Below are 17591 nucleotides of genomic sequence, written 5' to 3'. Positions count from 1 at the left end.
TCGGTATGAATTTTACAGGTTATTTTTTGAAACAGCAGGACGGGTTATATCCACCTTAAAGAAAGAGTTGCATCCGTCCGCCTGACGGATCAGGCGCTCGCCTGAAAGCTTGTTCAATCCTTCTACCTTCAGACTTACGGTCATAGAAGAAGAAAGTGAGTCTGTGGCTGTAGGCGGTACCGAAAGTTGAAAACCTTCACCATTAAAAGCCCCGACATAGACCCTGATCAGTTTATCTCCCTGCATAGCCCGCACACTTACCACTTCATCTCTTTTGATAAACAGCCAGGTTTCTTTACGCGTATCTCCTACCGCAAAACCAGTGCAGTTCGTTTTAGTGCAAAGCATAGTAACATCCCATGACCCCGACAGCGAATCGGGTAGCGGTAGTGAGCTGCTATCCGTTAACAGAAGAGAGGAATCTCTTATAGCAATATTTCTTTTAAGGCTATCTTCAAAAAGCTGCAATTCCTTCTCTCTCAATATAACCATGCGTTCGCGATCTGCGATCCGCAATTCGCGTTCGTCCAGTTCTTTCTTGCGATCTTCAAGACCACAGCCCAAAACACTTAGCGTTATTATTAGTAAAACAATATTTTTTTCATATACGAGGTTCGTTTTATAAGTTCAGAAAATAAACGTCTCGAAAAAGTAGCCGAGAGCGGGCCGCAAATGTTAGCTATCTGCGATAATGCCTGGCCGCTAAAATAAATACATTATAATAAAAAGCAATAAAAATAACGGCCTTTATTAACGTTTTCGATACCATCGTTTGCACATTATGGCCCGGCAATTATTTAAACATGTCTAGTAAACAACCCATTATGTAGAAAGAAGTCTACTGCCAATTGGTCTAATGTGTCAGCGATAGCAGTTCACAATGCTCATTTAAGGAGTACATTAAAATGGCATGCTGGTTGTTTCTGAAGCAATAGTATATGTCTTCCAAAGTCAGGATCATGGATATTGTAAAGGTAGTCGAGGTAAGCGCTTCTTCAGAAAAAGGATTTGATGATGCTATAAAAAGCTGCATTAATAAAATTGCTCAAACGGTGGGCAATACGGATGCAGTTTATGTAAAAGACTTCAAGTACATTTAAGGGAAAGCGCTATCGAATCTCATGGGGTAATGTGCAAAGTTTCGTTCTGTGTGGTGTTATAGCTTATTTCCGGTATGAACAAATTAATAACGGCAAGTTTAATGCTCCTTCTTTGCGTTGCCGCCTGCTAAAATCGTCAGCGAAGCATCCACTTAAAAGAAACCGGGATTAACAATGAACGCACCTGCAAACCGAATGTTGTATGCATGGTGTATAAAAAAACAAGAAAAGATCTACTGCTAACCAAACCTGCATAGAAATCGCTTAGTTCTCCATGAAATTCCCCAACAGGTTTTTTATTTGTGTATAATTTTTCCTGATTTCCGCAGTATACTTTTGTTTGTCCTCGGTATTTAGGTCATCCTCCTCCAGCAGCACGGTAGCAATAGCAATGTTATTGAGACAATTCTTAACATCATGAAATAAGGTCACCAGCAAAGGATCATTACGATACGGCATATTTGAATTTATCAGGTAAAAATAATAAGATTATGTTGAGCGCAAAGAATTTAGCGCAACCATGGCTATACTTCTACAACCTGTGCATAAAATTCCACAGTTTTTGCATTAAGAACACCTTTTATTAAACTTTGCTTGCTGAAGCCATTTTTTTTGCGTACTTACACTGCCTTACTCTAATGTTGTACCAAACCGCCCGGAATGAAAAGAATACTCATCATAGACGATGACCCATCAACGTGTAATTTACTCGCCTCTTTCTTAAAGAAACATCATTATCTTACCGATACAAGCTTATCGGGCAAGGAAGCCCTTAATCTTCTACAGGAAAAGAAATTTGACCTGATATTTTGCGATTATATCCTGACAGATATAAGGGGAAAAGAAATGTTTGAAAAAATCAAACGGATACAGCCCAAGGCTACCGTAATCTTTATAACGGGTCATGCCAGTGTTCAAATTGCAGTAGACCTGATGAAGGCAGGGGCTTTTTATTACCTGGAAAAACCCTTATTCCCCGAAAAGATACTGGAACTCATGCAATATGCATTTGAATCCAGCGAAGCAACAGAATCATCCTTCTTGTTTAGAGCACAGCAAGATAGCGATGCTTATGTAAAAGGAATAGGCTCTGCGTCGGAAATGTTGTACAGCAACGTAAGCCTTATAGCTCCTACCAATTACAGCGTGATCATTTGCGGGGAGACCGGCACCGGCAAAGAACGCCTGGCCCGGCAGATACACCTGGAAAGCAAGAGAGCGCAGGGCCCTTTTATAGCAGTAGATTGTGGCAGCCTGTCAAAAGAACTTGCTGCCAGCGAGTTATTCGGGCATGAAAAAGGTGCATTCACAGGAGCTGTGCAAAACAAGACCGGGGCGTTTGAGATGGCTGATGGAGGAACACTCTTCCTGGATGAGATCGGCAATCTCTCTTACGATGTACAAGCAATGCTGCTTCGATCAATACAGGAAAAGCATATTCGTAAAGTAGGCGGCAGCCAGGAAAAGCCCGTTAATACACGCATTATAGTAGCTTCCAATAAAAATCTTTACAACCTTGTAAGAGAACAAAAGTTCAGGGAGGATCTTTTTCACCGGCTGAATGAATTTACTATTATCATCCCTCCGTTAAAAGAGCGTACGGAAGATCTGGCTCTTTTTGTTGACTATTTTATTTCGATAGCAGAGAAGGAACTGGATAAAAAATACATCTCCCTTCCCCGGCATCTATAGAATTACTCTACAGCTATCCCTGGCCGGGTAATGTAAGGGAACTCAAGAATTTTATTAAACGTATTTGCCTGCTAACACCAGACGGGAGTCCTATCTCTGAAACACTTATACAACGAGAGCTGGACGTACTATCCTTGTCTGCCCGGGGCACAACAACTGAACTAACGATAGGTGGTGATGCGGAAATACCTGCAGATCTGAACCTGAAAGATGCTACGCAGAAAGCTGAGTATCGAAAGATCATGGAAGTACTGAAACGGGTACAATACAACAAAACAAAGGCTGCGGCTCTGTTAAATATAGACAGAAAGACGCTTTACAATAAATTGAACCTTGAAAAAAGCAGGGACAAGGATAACTAAGTTAAAGCTCTTAAGAGAACGTAAGATGTGTATCTCCTGCACTTCTCTTATCAGTAATAACAAAAGTGTTGGCTCCATCAATCACTTCTTCATGCCACTCCCAATCATCTAAATTAACCGGCAAATGTATTGTGGCAAGGTAATGAATGCTATTAGCCGTAAAGCAAATCTTTTGCACAGGTACTTGCGTACTTTGCGATTGAGAATCATTATCAAAAAGTAATCGATTCATACTGCTTTGTTTAGAAGTGTACAATGTTCATGCAACCCCGACCTCAAATATTTAGCAGCTAGCCCTAACTTTTTAGCACAAAATGACTCATAAAAATCAGCAAATGATATGCCTTTATTTCACGGGACTTTTAAAGATTTGTTTAACAGTTGAACCAGCCTGAGATTGTGATTAAATCTACAGGCAGATGTAGCAAAATTTCTACGATTTGCAGAAAAAAGGAAACACAGCATTTCTCGTGTTTAATCTCGATCAGTTATGTCGAGATGAGGTTAGCTGTGACACCACAGAAAGCAGGTCTTTAATTTCAAAAGGCTTTTCCATTACTGCGTCTGCGCCTGCAGCAGATGCCAATGACTTGATCTGCGGATTCGCTGAAAGCATCAATACAGGTATAGCACTGGTATCGGCATTGGTTTTAAGGCGCCGGCATAGATCCAGGCCGTCCATATCGGGCAACTGCTTATCTAATATAAAAATATCTGGGTTAGAATGAAGCTGCGAAAGCAGGCTACCGGCTGAATGATGCAGACGTATCGTATATCCTGCTCTTTCAAATATAAAACGGGCTACATCCAGTATACCCAGGTCGTCTTCTACAAACGCAATTGTCTTCATATTTATTTTTGAGGGATGGATGGAATGGTAAAATAAAAAGTAGTTCCCTGCCCAAGACTACTGGAAACACCAATTTCTCCATGATGCCGTCTTATAATTTCTCCGCATAGATATAAGCCTAATCCTATGCCAGAACGGCCTGACTCAAGTAACCCCACCGAGCGATAGTATTTCTCAAAAATCTTTTCCTGGTCTTTCTCTGAGATACCAATGCCCTGATCCGTTACCGACACTTTCACCCCGGCTTCCTCTTGCCGGCAATCAATTGTTATAGTACTTCCATGGGGAGCGTACTTTATGGCATTGGAAATGAGGTTATTTAATACCTGTCCCAGAGAAATTTTGTCGCCATATATCCATAATGCAGTACAAGGATGCAGTACAAAATGAAAATGAGGTGCGGCTAGCTGATTTTCCTTTACCTTTTCGGTTATTAGCTCATTAATATCCAGCTGCTCCAGATTTATTGAAAACTCCTGCCGTTCCAGTTTGGTTGTGTCCAATATTGTACTAACCAGGTTCACCAAACGGTCGATATGCAGGTTCATCCTTCCGATCATATCATCCAGCTCTTCCGTATTTCCCTCTTTTAATGTTTGTTGTACCAGCTGCCCATAGGCTTTTACACTGGTTAAAGGCGTCTTTAGTTCGTGGCTGGCAATACTGATAAATTCATCTTTTTGAAGCTCCACTGCTTTTTGCCTGCTGATATCTACCGATACGACTAATGCACCTGTGGGTTCCTTCAGCCCATCGAATAAAGGTGCCACATAATTCGTAACCCACAAAACAGATTGGTTTTTTCTTTTTAGCCGCTTCTCCATGTCGAACGGCTTGCCGGTTTGCACCATATTGCTTAAACCTATATAAGTTTTTTCCCGGTCATCCGGATGTATCAGATCAGTCACTCTCATCTCCTGCAGCTCTTCAGGCGTGTAACCTAGCATCTTGGTAAAATACTCATTAGCAAAAAGTATACGGCCATCTAATGCTATCTTAAAAATACCCGACACACTTTGGTTAACAATAGCTTTATAATTCTCTTCCGAAGCTTTTAGCCGCTCTTCCGCCTCCAACCTGGCAAGTTTATTCCAGGTGCGGCCTGCGAGTTCGGTCAATAGTACTACCTGGTCGCTGAACCATTGATAGGGATCGTTATGATAGATACACAGGAGATATCTTACTTGTTGTTCCTTTACAATAGGAACATATAAGGCTGCCCTCATTATGCCCAGAGCCGGATCTTTAGGTGCTGTTGGCTCAACACCGCATCGTTGAATATTAAGGGTATTGATCTGGAAAGTTGTTTACGGTTGGCATCCGTAATCAATGCTGATAAAAAAGTTCCTCATCCTGAAGCGGTTGAGGTGCGTCCTGCCAACCAGCTACCAGCTGAAGCGTATCCTGGTCTTCTTCCACTTTAAGAAAAGTACAGGCTACAGAACCCAAAAAATTGTGTACGTTTTCGCCAATGGCATTGATCATATCTTTAAGGCTGTTCACCTTCAATAGCGAAGCGCTGCAATAAGCTAGTAAAGATTGGTTTACATCCTGCCGCTTCCGTTCAGTAATATCACTAACCAGTATCATAAAGCGATCCTCTTCCATTTGTGTCACCACCATATCCAGCCATTGTATCCCATTCATCCTCGTTTCAAACCGGGTAGAGACCCCGCTATCTTTTACCTGCTCGCAATACCTGAACCAGGGCTGATCGAGCGCTGGCAACCATCCTAAAGCTTTTTTCCTTTTACGTTCTCTGTATTAATACCTGTAATATGCGACCAGGCTGTATTAACATGCACCAGTTCAAGATCGGTTGCAATGCTGGCCTCGTTTCTAACCAGTTCACAAATCTGTACGCCCTGGTCAATATTATCAAACAGAAAGCGATAGCGTTCCTCTGTCAGCCGCAATGCCTGTTCAGAAAGAATAGCATCCTCCATCAGGTTAAGCGCCGCAAGGCGGGCTTCTTTAAACTCCTTGTTGGATTTCTGCAATTCTTCGAGGTTAAAACCACCCAAAGCCGCGTCTCTTTTATTTCTTTCTGGTTTATTTTCCATCATCCGCATCGTTTTCAATGGAGAAGCGATAAATTTCAGGTTCACCCAATCGCCGCTTCAGCTCATTTACTTCTTTTTTAATTCGATCATACGGGTTTCCCGGCTGATCATCGCTTTATTAAATCTGGTAAGTTCTCCGATAGTTTCCTTCAGCTTTTCTTCAGCCACCTTACGGGTGCTGATGTCAATAAAGGTCACTACTATTCCATTGATCCGGTCGTCGGTAGTCCGGTAAGGAAACAAACGCATCAGGTATACCTGGTTATCAACCGTTGTTACTTCCTTCTCCACCATGCTAAGTTTCTCCAACACTGCTTCGGCATCCTCCAATAATTCACTATAAGTGAGCTTGCTGGTAATATCTGTAATGGGCCGTCCGTAATCACTAAGGATCAGGTTAAAAATATTACGGGCCGCCGGCGTAAATAAAGCCACCCTGAATGCCCTATCCAAAAAAATCGTACCAATATCAGTAGAGTTGATCAGGTTCTGTAAATTATTAGCGAAAAGACTGGTCTCTCCTATTTTGATCTTGAGCTCTTCATTAACGGTACGTAGCTCCTCATTAATCGACTGCAGTTCTTCCTTATTCGTTTCGAGCTCTTCGGCTGCCGACCTTAGCTCTTCATTCATCGCCTGCAACTCTTCGTTAGAAGCTTTTAATTCTTCGGCCTGGAATTCGTGCTGCTCATTTGAAAAACGCAGTTGGGTTTTTAGCCTGGCTACCTCCTCTTCGAGGTGTTTAGTCACAGGCTCATCTGTGACCCTGTCTACTTCAGGCTCTTTACCCGCTGCTATACCAAATATGATCAACAAAAACGGCAGGCTGGTCTCCATATTCACTATGGGCCTAACAAGGATATTGACCGTTTCCCTGCGATCTCCAAGGTCCACTTCCAATCCTCTTGCTTCTACGGCAGTCTTTCGCTGTGTAGCCTGATATAAAGCAGACCTAAGCTCAGGCCTTAGTTCGGGCCTGATGAGTTTTAGGATATTACGGGTTATACTACCGCCCGCCATTTGTAGGTATTGACCCGCATTTTCAGAAAGATGCACCAGGTCATACTCTTCATTGATCAGTACGGAGGGAGGTGCATATTGTTCCAATAACTGAAGGTGAAGTGCTCCTAGTGACAAAGCCTCTTTTGTATGCTCCATTTCCTGGTTACCAGGCTCCAATGCGGCAATATTACTCAATCCCGCCGTGCTCCGGGGTTCTGCAGACGCATATATACGACCACCCGAACGGCGACTCTGGAAAATGTGATTTTCCCTGCTATAAAAAAAACAAACCCGAAACAGGGTCTATCGACTCAGAAGAGCCGAGCAACAGGAAACCACCCGGGTTCAATGCAAAATGAAAAGTGTTGATCACCCGATCCTTAGCTACCCTGTCCAAATAGATCAGCACATTGCGGCAGCTTACCAGGTCCAGGTTCGAAAAAGGTGGATCTTTCAGGAAATTATGATTGGCAAACATGATCGTTTCCCTTATCTCCCTACGGATACGGAACATATTTTCCTCTCGGTAAAAAAGCGCCTGATGCGTTCAGGCGATACATTTACTAATTCGCTGGCCGTGTATAATCCTTCACGGGCAACACTGATGGCCTGTGTATCAATATCAGTCGCAAAAATCTGTATCCTGGGCAACTCTTTGATATCAGCCGCTTTTTCAGCACATAAAATAGCAATAGTGTAAGCTTCCTCGCCAGTTGCACAACCTGGTATCCATATTCTCAGCAGGTCTTCTTTTTTCTTGGGCTTTAATAGCATGGGCAATACTTCCCGCTCCAATGTATCAAACGCTTTAGCATCTCTGAAAAAGCTGGTAACAGATATCAGCAGATCGTTGACCAATGCCGACACTTCTTCACTATGCCCGGAAATAAAGGAGGCGTAAGAGGATAAATCCGGCAACTGATGTACAGCCAGGCGTCGCTCAATCCTTCGCAGTAGTGTGGGCTTTTTATAATTGGTAAAATCATGCCCGGTGTGATGAACGATCTCGTCAAAGATATGCTCCAGCGCCCGCTGCTGCAGCCCGGCATCTGCCGCAGCATCCTGCTGTGCAGGAACTTTAACCCGGTATTCTTTAATAGCCTGAATCCGAGCGGGAATATCCCCGGCAGACAGTACTTCATCTACACATTCGGTCATAATTGCATTGCGGCACATTTCACTTTCAAGGGCTTCGCGCGGATTTTGTACAAAAACGATTCCTCCGGCCTTTTTAATACTCCTTACACCTTCAGCTCCATCTGTTCCTTTTCCGGAAAGAATGACTCTATAGTATTCATTCCAAAAAAGCGCTTACCTGCTGCATCAGACCATCTATCGGATGAGTTATCTCGTCTTCATCAGGTGAGACCACCCAAAAGTCTCCTGCAACACGCCATCCGCCATTGGATGCAAGAATATAGATACGATTGGGTTCGAATGAAATTTTTTCTTTCGCAATAGTTACCTGCATTGAGCTGATACTTCTCAATGAATTGCTCAATGCGTCCAGCTCATCTTCATAAAGATGCGCAGCTATAATGTAAGAAGTATCCTTAGGAACAGGTTGCCTGAAAAAGTCATCCAATGCTACTCTCCCTCCTGCTGCTGTACCTAACACTACCACCCTAAAAGGTTCCTCTTTCTTAAATCCCTCTGCTTTGTCCTTTCCTCCCTGGCTGTCAAGTAGGTTTGTCATTCTGCTAATTTGTGTTGATGGGTTAATTGTCACCGCAATATATAACCTACTGCCCAGACCTTGCTTTTTCTACGGTTATGTTTTTCCCCATCGCTCCATCTTCCGCAACACGTGCTCTCGTTAAAAGTTCCTGGCTGCGTATAACACTACGCACCTGCCGGGATCTGTCTTCTGCTTCTTTGGCCTTTTTAAAACAGAAGGCTGCCTTAACAGGTTCATTGTCTTCTGCATAATGATCACCCATGTGATTCAACAAAAGAACACTTTCTTCCATGCCCCGCATAGCACTATACAATTGCTGCTCGATCTGGTCGGTGAGTGCAAACAACAAAGTATCGGCAGAATAGGCATGACCCGTATGGCAACGAAAACGAAGCACATCCCCTTCTTTGATCCTTGCCAATACCCCATGGCATTCGGGGCAGGAAAACGGGCTTAACTCTCCCATACTAAAGGCCTTCATACCGGCGCCCCTTGTTTCACCTGCTATATCTTTCTCTAGTTTTATGGGTAATACTTGCTCCTTTGAACGCCGGGAGGTAACTTTTGTTTAATAAGCTTTTGCAGCAAAGCAGGAAAATCAGCGGCAGGTATACAATAATCTACTGGCGCTTCCCTTAAGGCGTTCTGAGGCATCGAAGGAATATCGGCATCATCAGGGTCTTGTACAACGGCAATACCGCCATTGTTTTTGATAGTCCAGAGTCCCGCCACACCATCATCGAGCGCACCTGATACAATTACTCCTATCACACGGTTTTTATAGGCATAAGCGGCAGAACGGAATAGCGGATCGATGGCGGGCCGGAAACGATTCTCTTTGGGGCCACGGGTCACTCTAAGATGTCCCGACTCAATTAGCAAGTGGTGATCTGGCGGGGCTACATAAATGCGCCCGGGTTGAATAGGCTCATAGTCTAACGCATGCGCCACTTTCAATACAGTAACTTGGCTTAATAATTCGGGTAAGATGCCACTCGAGTCAGCAGACATATGCCATGTTATAAAAACCGCGCTGTGAAATCATGCGGCAGCCCCTTAACAAAAGTTCTTAAAGCATTTACCCCTCCTGCTGAGCCGCCCACCACAATAATTCTTTCTTTTTCGCCGAGGGCCGAATCAGTTGACGGCCCCGCATCTTTCCTTCTTTTCATACACTTTATTTATCAGTTAAATACATGTGTAATAACAATAGCATTTAACGTGCCAGCCGTAATCGCTTTTACAGATTTATAACCGGGAGTACCATTGAAAAGAGGTATCGGAGCGGCTTACAACCATAAGTAATGACCGATAGCAATATCAGGCATTAATGATTTCACCTCCATTGGGATGCAATACCTGCCCCGTCATATAACTATTGTCATCTGAGGCAAGGAAGAGATAGCTCGGCGCCACTTCGTTAGGCTGGCCGGGTCGCTGCATAGGTGTATCACTTCCAAATTCGGAAACCTTTTTAGCGTCAAATGATGAAACAATTAACGGTGTCCAGATAGGCCCAGGCGCGACGGCATTTACCCTTATGCCTCTCTTCACCAGGCTGTCTGCCAGGCTACGGGTGAAAGCCACGATAGCTCCCTTGGTGGCTGCATAGTCCATTAATGTAGGACTTCCCCGATAGGCGGTTACGGAGGTTGTATTGATAATGCAGGCGCCTTCTTCTAAATGCTCCAACGCATACTTGGTCATCCAGAAGCAGGAGAAGAAATTAGTAGCAAATGTCTTTAGCAGCTGCTCTGTGCTAATATCCGCAATATCTTCCTGCTCCCATTGGGCAGCCGCATTGTTTACCAGTATATCCAGTCCGCCCAATCCTTCCACGGCTATCTTTACAACCTCCCTGCAACTGTCTTCGCTGCTAATATCAGCGGGTATCAATATACAGTCCGCTCCCCACTTTTCTATGTCTGCTTTTGCCCTATCGGCATCTTCGTCTTCATTCAAATAACAAAGTGCAATTGCAGCACCTTCACTGGCAAACAACTTCGCCACTGCCTTACCAATGCCGCTATCTCCCCGGTTATTAATACTTTCTTCGATTGTAATTTACCTGATCCCCGGTTTAAAGGGTTGGTTTCCGGTACGGGTTTCATTTGCTCTTCCAGCCCCGGCCTCGGCTGTTCCTGTGGAGGATTTACCTCTTTTTTAGGTTTTAACTTTGACATATCAAATATTGTTGTGTTTAGAATGGTTAAAAGATCAGGCGGCCACTACCGGTGTTTCCTCCCTTTCCCAGAAGCGATGCTGTGCAACCGCGTCCATAAATGCTTTAGCATTACCATTGGTGATCACTCCCTTACTTTTAATAGCATCCCCTGGCAATACGATCTGCAATAACGAACTGCTTGTTTTGGTAGCGCCGATAGCTTTACAATGCTTAAAACTTTCCGCTATAAAATGCAGAGCATCCTTACAACCCTCCAGCATGGCCGTATTGGAATGATCGGCTATAAAAACCGCGTCATATAAAACTGAGGAAGAAATTAGAAAACTTTCATCTACTTTAACCAGATCGCCATTATCGGCGTTGATAAACCTTGCTTCGGCGCTATAACTTTACAGGTGGCGCCAGCTTCTACCAATGTTGTTTTTAGTTCCAATAAAGCCTCACCATTAACTCCATCTGCCGCCAATATGGCAATTTTGCGGGTTTTAATATCCTTAATGGTATTCTGCATGCTCAAAGCTTCCGATACCGCAACCGGTAATCCTTCTTTAAAAGAATAATGCGCTTCAGTATCTCCATCTGCAGGAATACTGCCCGTAATAGGTTGTGGTAATTTTTTAGGTGTTAATCCCAGGTTAGCAGCTACGATATTGGCCAGGTCGGCATCTACCTCCAACAACATGTCAACGATTCTTTGCCTTATACCTTCTACCAACACTTTCCCCAGCTCGAAAGAAAAGGCGTTCTGTATATGGCGCTTTTCTATTTCAGACTGACTGTTGTAGAATAAAGTGGCCTGACTGAAATGATCAAAGAAGCTGCGGCTGCGGGCTCTCACTTTTTTAGCGTCAATCCGCTCTTCGTAAGAATGAAAGCCACCTTCTGCCATCATCGCCTGATAGGGGCAACCGCCAGCCAAAGTATTGGGATTATACGCTACCTTACCCTTGTTGATTTGCATCCGGTGCATGCCATCGCGCTGGTGGTTGTGCACCTCAGGAATGGAACGGTTTATAGGTATTTCGTGAAAATTAGGTCCACCCAAACGTGACAACTGCGTATCTGTATAAGAGAACAATCGTCCCTGTAGTAAAGGATCATTGGTAAAATCAATACCTGGTATCAAATGGCCCGGATGAAAAGCGATCTGCTCTGTCTCTGCAAAAAAATTATCAGGATTACGGTTCAAGGTTATTTTTCCTATCCTTTGAACCGGTACCATCTCTTCCGGGATGATCTTAGTGGGATCCAGCAGATCGAAAGGAAAATTATGTTCCTCTTCTTCAGGAACTATCTGCACACCCAGTTCCCATTCAGGATATTGTCCCTGATCTATCGCTTCCCAAAGATCCTGCTTATGAAAATCGCTGTTTTTGCCAGATATCCGCTGCGCTTCATCCCATGCTACGGAATGCACACCCAACAAAGGCTTCCAGTGAAATTTTACAAAGCTCGCCTTGTTATCGGCATTAATAAAACGGAAAGTGTGTACGCCAAAACCTTCCATCATTCTAAGACTACGTGGAATAGCCCGGTCGCTCATGAGCCATTGTATCATGTGCATGCTTTCCGGCATCTGTCCTATAAAATCCCAAAAGGTATCATGTGCAGACGCCGCCTGAGGAATTTCATTATGTGGCTCAGGCTTCACCGCATGAACAAGATCTGGAAATTTCAAGGCATCCTGTATAAAAACACAGGCATATTATTACCTACAAGGTCATAGTTACCCTCCTGCGTGTAAAACTTAACGGCGAAGCCTCTTACGTCTCTTGCCAAATCAGTTGAGCCTCTCGATCCGGCAACAGTGGAGAATCTTACAAAAATTGGTGTTTTAACAGACGTATCTGTAAACAATTTTGCTTTTGTATATTTCTCCTGCGACTCATATAACTCAAAATATCCATGAGCCCCTGAGCCTCTTGCATGAACGATTCTTTCGGGAATACGCTCATGATCGAAATGCGTAATTTTTTCGCGAAGGATAAAATCCTCCAATAAGGTAGCTCCCCTGTCACCCGACCTTAAAGAGTTTTGATCATCATTGATCTTTAGCCCCTGGTTGGTATTCAAAAATTCTCCCTGGTGATTGCTGGTATATGCTTTCAATTGTTCTGCCTTGGGATCATTACCGTTGTTGTAGCTCTTATTGTTATCTTCCATCTATACAATGTTTTAAATTTTGTTTGTTAAAAATTGAATGCTAGGCCCGACTTGTTGTTGCTGAAGCATTCAGCTGAGTGTCGGCTATAGCAGATAAGATCTGGTCGGACTTCTTTTCTTCTGTTAATGTTTTTAAAAGAAGATCCAACACCTGCTTTTCATTCAAAACTTTTGCGTAAGCCGCCAGAGTGCCATAAGAGGCTATTTCATAATGTTCTACCAACTGGCAGGCGCCAATGATAGCTGCATCACGAACAGGGCCTTCTTCAGCCTGACTGATCGTTACTGCACCTTCTTTTAAAATCCCCTGTAGTCCTTCGCATTTTATTGCCCCAGCTTTTTCCTTCAATGCAGAGAATATCTCTTCGAGTCTCGTAACATGCATTTGAGTTTGTGCAATATGCTCGGTAATAGCGGCCTGTAACTTCTGAGAATTGCTCTGCTCTTTTAATTGAGGCAAGGTTTTTAACAATTCCGATTCAGCCCAATATATACTTTGAAGTCGTTGCGTTAACAAATCTGCAAGTCCGTTTGAAGCAGACTTCACTACTTTCTTTGTATTAGATGTCTTTGCCATAATAATTATAGATAGGATTTAAGTATACAAAGTAGTAACAAGAATAAAGCCATCGCTACCATACAAACTCAAAGTAGTAAATGAAAGACCCGGATGTGGCGATTCTTCCATTATTAACCACCGCTCCGGTACCAGCGGGTAAATAATTCCACATAAGCGACACAGTATTTCCAGGTATCTAACACCACTTTTAAGCAATCATCTTCTTTTTATTGAAGATATTGTAGCACCTTAACCGATCCTGCTTCAAAATTGATCACAGCCTTGGCCTTCTCTAATATATTTCTTGATGGCTCAAAGCCCACTGCATCAATACAGACATTTGTGCTACGACCTTCAGTCAGGTCTCTGATCTGTGCTACTACATCTTTAGTGCCGCCATCCCATAATATAGTGTGGCAGCCGGTTAGCTGCGCCTCTTTATCCGCACATGAAAACGGCAGCATTTTTGACCTCACAATAATGTATAAAATGTAATCGAAAACTTATCGTTATGACTACAAAAACAAACGACCTTCAGGAAGATACTTCGTCTGAAAAAATGACCACATTATCCGACCTGGTTAATAACGCAGTAAAAAAGGTTATGATACCAACTTCAACGTAAATCCTAACGGCATGCTTTGGGATAGCAAGGACCAATATTACCACCCCACAGAAGTAAGTATTGACGATTTTTACCGGTTTGAGGGAGAAAGCGATCCGGCAGATAATGCCATACTTTATTTGATCAGCACTGCAGATGGCAGTAAAGGCACTTTGATCGATGCCTATGGCGCTTATGATGACGCCAATGCTTCCAATTTCATCAGGCAAGTAACGGATATTCAAAAACAAAAACAGCGCCTGGAGATAAGCCAAATAGATCGTAGCCGGTATATTGGCGCAGTGGTTTTGCTAACTATTAGCGGATTGCTATTTATAGCAATGGCCAAAAGAAGAAAATGTTAAAACAATGCCAACTTTCAACATTTAAAGTTGAAAAGTCCTCCATTTAAACAGATGGCATAGTTATTGCAATTTTTATCACAAACAAGTTTTACAATATTTATTCTAAATAAAGATTTTCTCATAAGCAGTTAGTTTTGGTTGCGACCCCTGTTTCCACAGGGGTCTATTCTTTATACACTCAACTACTGTATTGTAAACTCGCTAAAAGTAAATTGCATCATTCGATCTCCTATTGAGGCTGCAAACATAAAATACCGACTATGCTAAAAAGACGGTAGAACAGCCCTCTAGCACACGAGTAATCAGTTATATATTGTTTTGTAGAAGGTAAATTTAAAGGTTACGCCAATATAACCTATCAGCATCTGAAATTATTCCCGGTAAAACAACGAAGACTCCACCCCTAATATATATAAAATAATCCGTAAACGTACAATTTAATTCTCCAAAATACATTGCGGTGATTAGCTATATGAACAACCCAATTAAAAATTCGCATCCATTAAGTGATTAGCCTACCTTGACTTCTCCCACTTATTTATCTGCAATCAATCTTTTAATTGATGTTACCACTCAAACAAACCCTTTAAGCACACAACAAAATACTGATTTTCAAAGTTTTAAAAATTCAATTTAAGAGAAATTTATTTTTTTTGATAAAGTGTAACATTCTTCTCTTTTTTGCTATTATTATATAAAAGACGCAAATACTAACATTGAACCTTACGGTAGAAATAGCATTGGATGAACAGGTGGAACTTTGCCGCGAGGGCAATAAGCAGGCCTTTTATGATGTGTATCACCGATATGCCAAGGCTATGTTGAACAGTAGTATGCGTGTATTGAACAACCTGGCAGATGCAGAAGATACGGTACAGGAGGCTTTCATAGATGCTTTTAACAGCCTGGACCGGTTCACTTATAAGAGTTCTTTTGAAGCATGGCTACGCAGGATTGTCATTAACAAATCTATTAGCCTGCTGAGAAAGAAGAAGATTCAATGGGTGGATACAGAGATTAGTAACATCAATGCCGGAGACAGCGCAGAATTAGATGAAGATGACTTTTCGGCGGATATCGACAGAATAAAAAAGCAATTGAAAAGCTCCCCGAAAATTATCGCGTGATCTTTAATTTATTTGTTATAGATGGCCTGAAACAGGAAGAAATTGCCACGCTTCTCAATGTATCTCATAATAATGTAAGAACGATCTACCATCGCGCAAGGAAAAAGGATCGATACAGTAAACGCTATAGCATGAGTAAGAAACTGGAAGATTTTATCAGGAATAATAAAAATGCATTTGATGACTATACCCCATCTGATGCTTTATGGCAACGCATTGAAGGAAAGCTGGACGTAACTAAGGAAGCTCCGTCCAAAGGCAGGGTATTCGCTTTAAAAAGCTGGATGAAGGTAGCTGCCGTTGTAGCTTTAGTGGTAACTACAGCCGTTGTTTTTTATAACCTCAATCGCACAGGCAGCCAGGCACCCGAAATTGCGTCAGCAACCAGCAGTGAAACCGACAGTACCCCCGTTATGGTTAACAAGGGCCCGGAAACAGTTAGCGGGGAACAGCCCCTGGTTACGACCGATAGTCCCCATAGTCAAATGGCAGGGAACGATCCCCAAAAAGAGAAAAGTACGGCCCCTCAAAGGAGCATTGAAGAAGAGGAACTATATCATTATGTAAGGCTGATTGAAATAAAGCAGGGACAGATGAAAGAACTCAAAAAAACGGAGCCTGAGCTTTATAAAGAATTCTCCAGGGACGCCGAAATGCTGGAAACATCCTACGATGCGTTAAAATCGCAGCTATCCAAGGGAGTAAACAGCGAAAAATTACTGGAAGCCATGATTGGCAACTTAAAAATGCAAGCAGATCTGCTCAATAAACAACTCGAGATTTTAAAACAAGTACACAAAAAAAGAACATTAACGATGAGAAGAACTATAAAAATCTGTAGCCTGTTGTTTCTGCTGTTTGCACTAACAACCTACGCTGCGCACGCCGATAACTTCAACGAAAAAGAAAAACCTATAGTAAGAGCTATGCTTTATCAGGTGGCCAAAAGGTAAAAATTGCTAACCAGTTTGGAAAGGTAGAAGTAAAAGCCTGGGACCGGAACGAGGTAAAAGTAGATGTAACCATCATAGCATTTTCTGAAAATGAACGTGTGGCGCAAGGTATTCTTGACAATATTTCTATCGAAAGCAGCGATGGCAATCCTGTTACTTTTACTACCAAATTCCGGGGTAATAACAATACCAAAGGGCAAAAATCAAAAATGGAAATTAATTATATGGTATACATGCCGGCCGGTAATCCACTGGATGTTAAGAACGAATTTGGAAGTACTAGTATACCTGACTGGGAGGGTGAGATCAATATCAAACAATCATTTGGCCCGATTGTGACAGGTAAACTCCAAAAAGCAAAAGATGTAAATGTAGAATTTGGCTCGCTTATTTCTACTGCAATTAATGATGGTAAAATCAAAATCTCTTACTCAGATATGAAAATTGACAATCTTTCAGGTATCATATCCAGTACAATTGACTTTTGTAAGGGAACCAAAGTGGGATTAAATGACAACCTGGAAAAGCTGGACATGAAAGTATCTTACTCCGATGTTTCGATCAATGTATCGTCGAAACTCAATACTACGCTTAATATCAAAACGAGTTTTGGAAGCCTGAAAAACAACAGTAAGCTAGATATTATAAACAAGACCAAGGATAACAGATACGGACCTACATTCGATAAAACCTATTCAGGTTCGCAGGGATCCGGTAAGGCCTCAGTAAACATTAGCAGCAGTTTCGGAGATATTACATTGAAGTAATATTCAAGGAAACATGCACTCATAGTCACTCCGTTCGTGATACATATAGGAAAATGCCTCCCTCGTCGGAGGCATTTTAAGGTTTTTAGGTAGATGGAATAATTTAGATTTTCTTAGTAAT

The 17591-nt window shown here is 42.4% G+C and carries 26 protein-coding genes and 3 pseudogenes; 8 read left to right on the top strand and 21 right to left on the bottom strand.

Annotation, left to right across the window (positions count from 1 at the left end; all coding sequences use genetic code 11):
* Positions 1-12 precede the first annotated feature (12 nt).
* On the bottom strand, positions 13-564 hold the full coding sequence (locus MKP07_RS22410; RefSeq protein ID WP_240849252.1) for a hypothetical protein: 552 nt from the start codon (positions 562-564) through the stop codon (positions 13-15).
* 395 nt (positions 565-959) lie between these two features.
* Between MKP07_RS22410 and MKP07_RS22405 the strand changes: the two genes are divergently transcribed.
* Positions 960-1100 carry a dodecin domain-containing protein gene (locus MKP07_RS22405; protein WP_240849250.1) on the top strand — a complete coding sequence of 47 codons (141 nt, stop codon included), beginning with the start codon at positions 960-962 and terminating at the stop codon, positions 1098-1100.
* Positions 1101-1364: 264 nt separating this feature from the next.
* Here the strand turns inward: MKP07_RS22405 and MKP07_RS22400 are convergent, their stop codons facing one another.
* The gene (locus MKP07_RS22400; protein WP_240849248.1) at positions 1365-1559 is read right to left on the bottom strand and encodes a hypothetical protein; all 195 of its coding nucleotides are present in this window, start codon (positions 1557-1559) and stop codon (positions 1365-1367) included.
* A 201-nt stretch (positions 1560-1760) separates the two neighbouring features.
* Between MKP07_RS22400 and MKP07_RS22395 the strand changes: the two genes are divergently transcribed.
* From MKP07_RS22395 to MKP07_RS22390, 3 genes and pseudogenes are all read left to right on the top strand, one after another.
* Positions 1761-2792: a sigma-54-dependent transcriptional regulator gene (locus MKP07_RS22395; protein ID WP_240849245.1), complete on the top strand. Its 1032-nt coding sequence runs from the start codon at positions 1761-1763 to the stop codon at positions 2790-2792.
* Positions 2765-2854: pseudogene (locus tag MKP07_RS43850) on the top strand (hypothetical protein); the annotation flags it as partial. The gene MKP07_RS22395 and the pseudogene MKP07_RS43850, both read left to right, overlap by 28 nt.
* Positions 2855-2926: 72 nt before the next feature.
* Positions 2927-3154, top strand: a complete 228-nt coding sequence (locus MKP07_RS22390; protein ID WP_240849243.1) for a helix-turn-helix domain-containing protein — start codon at positions 2927-2929, stop codon at positions 3152-3154.
* A gap of 10 nt (positions 3155-3164) precedes the next feature.
* Here the strand turns inward: MKP07_RS22390 and MKP07_RS22385 are convergent, their stop codons facing one another.
* The 19 genes and pseudogenes from MKP07_RS22385 to MKP07_RS22300 all read right to left on the bottom strand — a co-directional run bounded on the left by MKP07_RS22385 (position 3165) and on the right by MKP07_RS22300 (position 14118).
* Positions 3165-3386 (bottom strand): hypothetical protein, encoded by a 222-nt coding sequence (locus MKP07_RS22385; protein ID WP_240849241.1) that lies wholly within the window; start codon positions 3384-3386, stop codon positions 3165-3167.
* 252 nt (positions 3387-3638) lie between these two features.
* The gene (locus tag MKP07_RS22380) at positions 3639-4004 is read right to left on the bottom strand and encodes a response regulator transcription factor (RefSeq protein WP_240849239.1); all 366 of its coding nucleotides are present in this window, start codon (positions 4002-4004) and stop codon (positions 3639-3641) included.
* 2 nt (positions 4005-4006) lie between these two features.
* Complete coding sequence (locus tag MKP07_RS22375) at positions 4007-5230, bottom strand: sensor histidine kinase (RefSeq protein ID WP_240849237.1); 1224 nt, start codon at positions 5228-5230, stop codon at positions 4007-4009.
* A 100-nt stretch (positions 5231-5330) separates the two neighbouring features.
* Positions 5331-5732, bottom strand: coding sequence for a hypothetical protein (locus MKP07_RS22370; protein ID WP_240849235.1), 402 nt, complete (start codon positions 5730-5732; stop codon positions 5331-5333).
* A gap of 5 nt (positions 5733-5737) precedes the next feature.
* Positions 5738-6112, bottom strand: coding sequence for a hypothetical protein (locus MKP07_RS22365; protein WP_240849233.1), 375 nt, complete (start codon positions 6110-6112; stop codon positions 5738-5740).
* A gap of 21 nt (positions 6113-6133) precedes the next feature.
* Positions 6134-7264, bottom strand: a complete 1131-nt coding sequence (locus tag MKP07_RS22360; RefSeq protein WP_240849231.1) for a PAS domain-containing protein — start codon at positions 7262-7264, stop codon at positions 6134-6136.
* Between the two features lie 79 nt (positions 7265-7343).
* Positions 7344-8350: pseudogene (locus tag MKP07_RS22355) on the bottom strand (CheR family methyltransferase).
* Positions 8351-8363: 13 nt separating this feature from the next.
* Positions 8364-8765: a chemotaxis protein CheB gene (locus tag MKP07_RS39280; RefSeq protein WP_262919421.1), complete on the bottom strand. Its 402-nt coding sequence runs from the start codon at positions 8763-8765 to the stop codon at positions 8364-8366.
* A gap of 46 nt (positions 8766-8811) precedes the next feature.
* Positions 8812-9228 carry a hypothetical protein gene (locus MKP07_RS22350; protein WP_240849230.1) on the bottom strand — a complete coding sequence of 139 codons (417 nt, stop codon included), beginning with the start codon at positions 9226-9228 and terminating at the stop codon, positions 8812-8814.
* Between the two features lie 41 nt (positions 9229-9269).
* Complete coding sequence (locus MKP07_RS22345; RefSeq protein ID WP_240849228.1) at positions 9270-9758, bottom strand: chemotaxis protein CheB; 489 nt, start codon at positions 9756-9758, stop codon at positions 9270-9272.
* 8 nt (positions 9759-9766) lie between these two features.
* Positions 9767-9919 carry a hypothetical protein gene (locus tag MKP07_RS22340; RefSeq protein WP_240849226.1) on the bottom strand — a complete coding sequence of 51 codons (153 nt, stop codon included), beginning with the start codon at positions 9917-9919 and terminating at the stop codon, positions 9767-9769.
* 148 nt (positions 9920-10067) lie between these two features.
* On the bottom strand, positions 10068-10757 hold the full coding sequence (locus MKP07_RS22335) for an SDR family oxidoreductase (protein ID WP_240849224.1): 690 nt from the start codon (positions 10755-10757) through the stop codon (positions 10068-10070).
* Positions 10706-10930, bottom strand: a complete 225-nt coding sequence (locus MKP07_RS22330; RefSeq protein WP_240849223.1) for a hypothetical protein — start codon at positions 10928-10930, stop codon at positions 10706-10708. The genes MKP07_RS22335 and MKP07_RS22330 overlap by 52 nt, the downstream gene beginning before the upstream one ends.
* Positions 10931-10964: 34 nt before the next feature.
* A complete protein-coding gene (locus MKP07_RS22325) occupies positions 10965-11216 on the bottom strand; it encodes a hypothetical protein (protein WP_240851003.1) in 252 nt (83 codons plus the stop codon).
* Between the two features lie 47 nt (positions 11217-11263).
* Positions 11264-11821 (bottom strand): catalase-related domain-containing protein, encoded by a 558-nt coding sequence (locus MKP07_RS22320; protein WP_240851002.1) that lies wholly within the window; start codon positions 11819-11821, stop codon positions 11264-11266.
* An 87-nt stretch (positions 11822-11908) separates the two neighbouring features.
* Positions 11909-13095: pseudogene (locus MKP07_RS22315) on the bottom strand (catalase); the annotation flags it as partial.
* A 40-nt stretch (positions 13096-13135) separates the two neighbouring features.
* A complete protein-coding gene (locus MKP07_RS22310) occupies positions 13136-13672 on the bottom strand; it encodes a YciE/YciF ferroxidase family protein (protein WP_240849221.1) in 537 nt (178 codons plus the stop codon).
* 18 nt (positions 13673-13690) lie between these two features.
* Positions 13691-13870 carry a hypothetical protein gene (locus tag MKP07_RS22305; RefSeq protein WP_240849219.1) on the bottom strand — a complete coding sequence of 60 codons (180 nt, stop codon included), beginning with the start codon at positions 13868-13870 and terminating at the stop codon, positions 13691-13693.
* 11 nt (positions 13871-13881) lie between these two features.
* A complete protein-coding gene (locus MKP07_RS22300) occupies positions 13882-14118 on the bottom strand; it encodes a hypothetical protein (RefSeq protein WP_240849217.1) in 237 nt (78 codons plus the stop codon).
* 172 nt (positions 14119-14290) lie between these two features.
* Between MKP07_RS22300 and MKP07_RS22295 the strand changes: the two genes are divergently transcribed.
* From MKP07_RS22295 to MKP07_RS22280, 4 genes are all read left to right on the top strand, one after another.
* Complete coding sequence (locus tag MKP07_RS22295) at positions 14291-14623, top strand: hypothetical protein (protein WP_240849214.1); 333 nt, start codon at positions 14291-14293, stop codon at positions 14621-14623.
* A 716-nt stretch (positions 14624-15339) separates the two neighbouring features.
* Positions 15340-15750, top strand: coding sequence for an RNA polymerase sigma factor (locus MKP07_RS22290; protein ID WP_240849212.1), 411 nt, complete (start codon positions 15340-15342; stop codon positions 15748-15750).
* Positions 15747-16703, top strand: a complete 957-nt coding sequence (locus MKP07_RS22285; RefSeq protein WP_240849210.1) for a sigma factor-like helix-turn-helix DNA-binding protein — start codon at positions 15747-15749, stop codon at positions 16701-16703. Before MKP07_RS22290 ends, MKP07_RS22285 begins: the two co-directional genes overlap by 4 nt.
* Before the next feature lie 98 nt (positions 16704-16801).
* Positions 16802-17470, top strand: a complete 669-nt coding sequence (locus MKP07_RS22280) for a DUF4097 family beta strand repeat-containing protein (RefSeq protein ID WP_240849209.1) — start codon at positions 16802-16804, stop codon at positions 17468-17470.
* Positions 17471-17591: the final 121 nt, after the last annotated feature.

This window comes from Paraniabella hibiscisoli, from assembly GCF_022512515.1.
GTDB lineage: Bacteria > Bacteroidota > Bacteroidia > Chitinophagales > Chitinophagaceae > Niabella > Niabella hibiscisoli.
Note: the sequence above shows the minus strand (reverse complement) of the source record. Positions and strands in the feature narration are given on the sequence as shown.

Bases quoted from the DNA above. Each gene is read 5' to 3' on its own strand.
- MKP07_RS22405 (WP_240849250.1), top strand. From the start codon at position 960: ATGGATATTGTAAAGGTAGTCGAGGTAAGCGCTTCTTCAGAAAAAGGA.
- MKP07_RS22400 (WP_240849248.1), bottom strand. From the start codon at position 1,559: ATGCCGTATCGTAATGATCCTTTGCTGGTGACCTTATTTCATGATGTT.
- MKP07_RS22395 (WP_240849245.1), top strand. From the start codon at position 1,761: ATGAAAAGAATACTCATCATAGACGATGACCCATCAACGTGTAATTTA.
- MKP07_RS22385 (WP_240849241.1), bottom strand. From the start codon at position 3,386: ATGAATCGATTACTTTTTGATAATGATTCTCAATCGCAAAGTACGCAA.
- MKP07_RS22380 (WP_240849239.1), bottom strand. From the start codon at position 4,004: ATGAAGACAATTGCGTTTGTAGAAGACGACCTGGGTATACTGGATGTA.
- MKP07_RS22375 (WP_240849237.1), bottom strand. From the start codon at position 5,230: ATGAGGGCAGCCTTATATGTTCCTATTGTAAAGGAACAACAAGTAAGA.
- MKP07_RS39280 (WP_262919421.1), bottom strand. From the start codon at position 8,765: ATGACAAACCTACTTGACAGCCAGGGAGGAAAGGACAAAGCAGAGGGA.
- MKP07_RS22350 (WP_240849230.1), bottom strand. From the start codon at position 9,228: ATGAAGGCCTTTAGTATGGGAGAGTTAAGCCCGTTTTCCTGCCCCGAA.
- MKP07_RS22345 (WP_240849228.1), bottom strand. From the start codon at position 9,758: ATGTCTGCTGACTCGAGTGGCATCTTACCCGAATTATTAAGCCAAGTT.
- MKP07_RS22340 (WP_240849226.1), bottom strand. From the start codon at position 9,919: ATGAAAAGAAGGAAAGATGCGGGGCCGTCAACTGATTCGGCCCTCGGC.
- MKP07_RS22330 (WP_240849223.1), bottom strand. From the start codon at position 10,930: ATGTCAAAGTTAAAACCTAAAAAAGAGGTAAATCCTCCACAGGAACAG.
- MKP07_RS22320 (WP_240851002.1), bottom strand. From the start codon at position 11,821: ATGGCAGAAGGTGGCTTTCATTCTTACGAAGAGCGGATTGACGCTAAA.
- MKP07_RS22310 (WP_240849221.1), bottom strand. From the start codon at position 13,672: ATGGCAAAGACATCTAATACAAAGAAAGTAGTGAAGTCTGCTTCAAAC.
- MKP07_RS22300 (WP_240849217.1), bottom strand. From the start codon at position 14,118: ATGCTGCCGTTTTCATGTGCGGATAAAGAGGCGCAGCTAACCGGCTGC.
- MKP07_RS22295 (WP_240849214.1), top strand. From the start codon at position 14,291: ATGCTTTGGGATAGCAAGGACCAATATTACCACCCCACAGAAGTAAGT.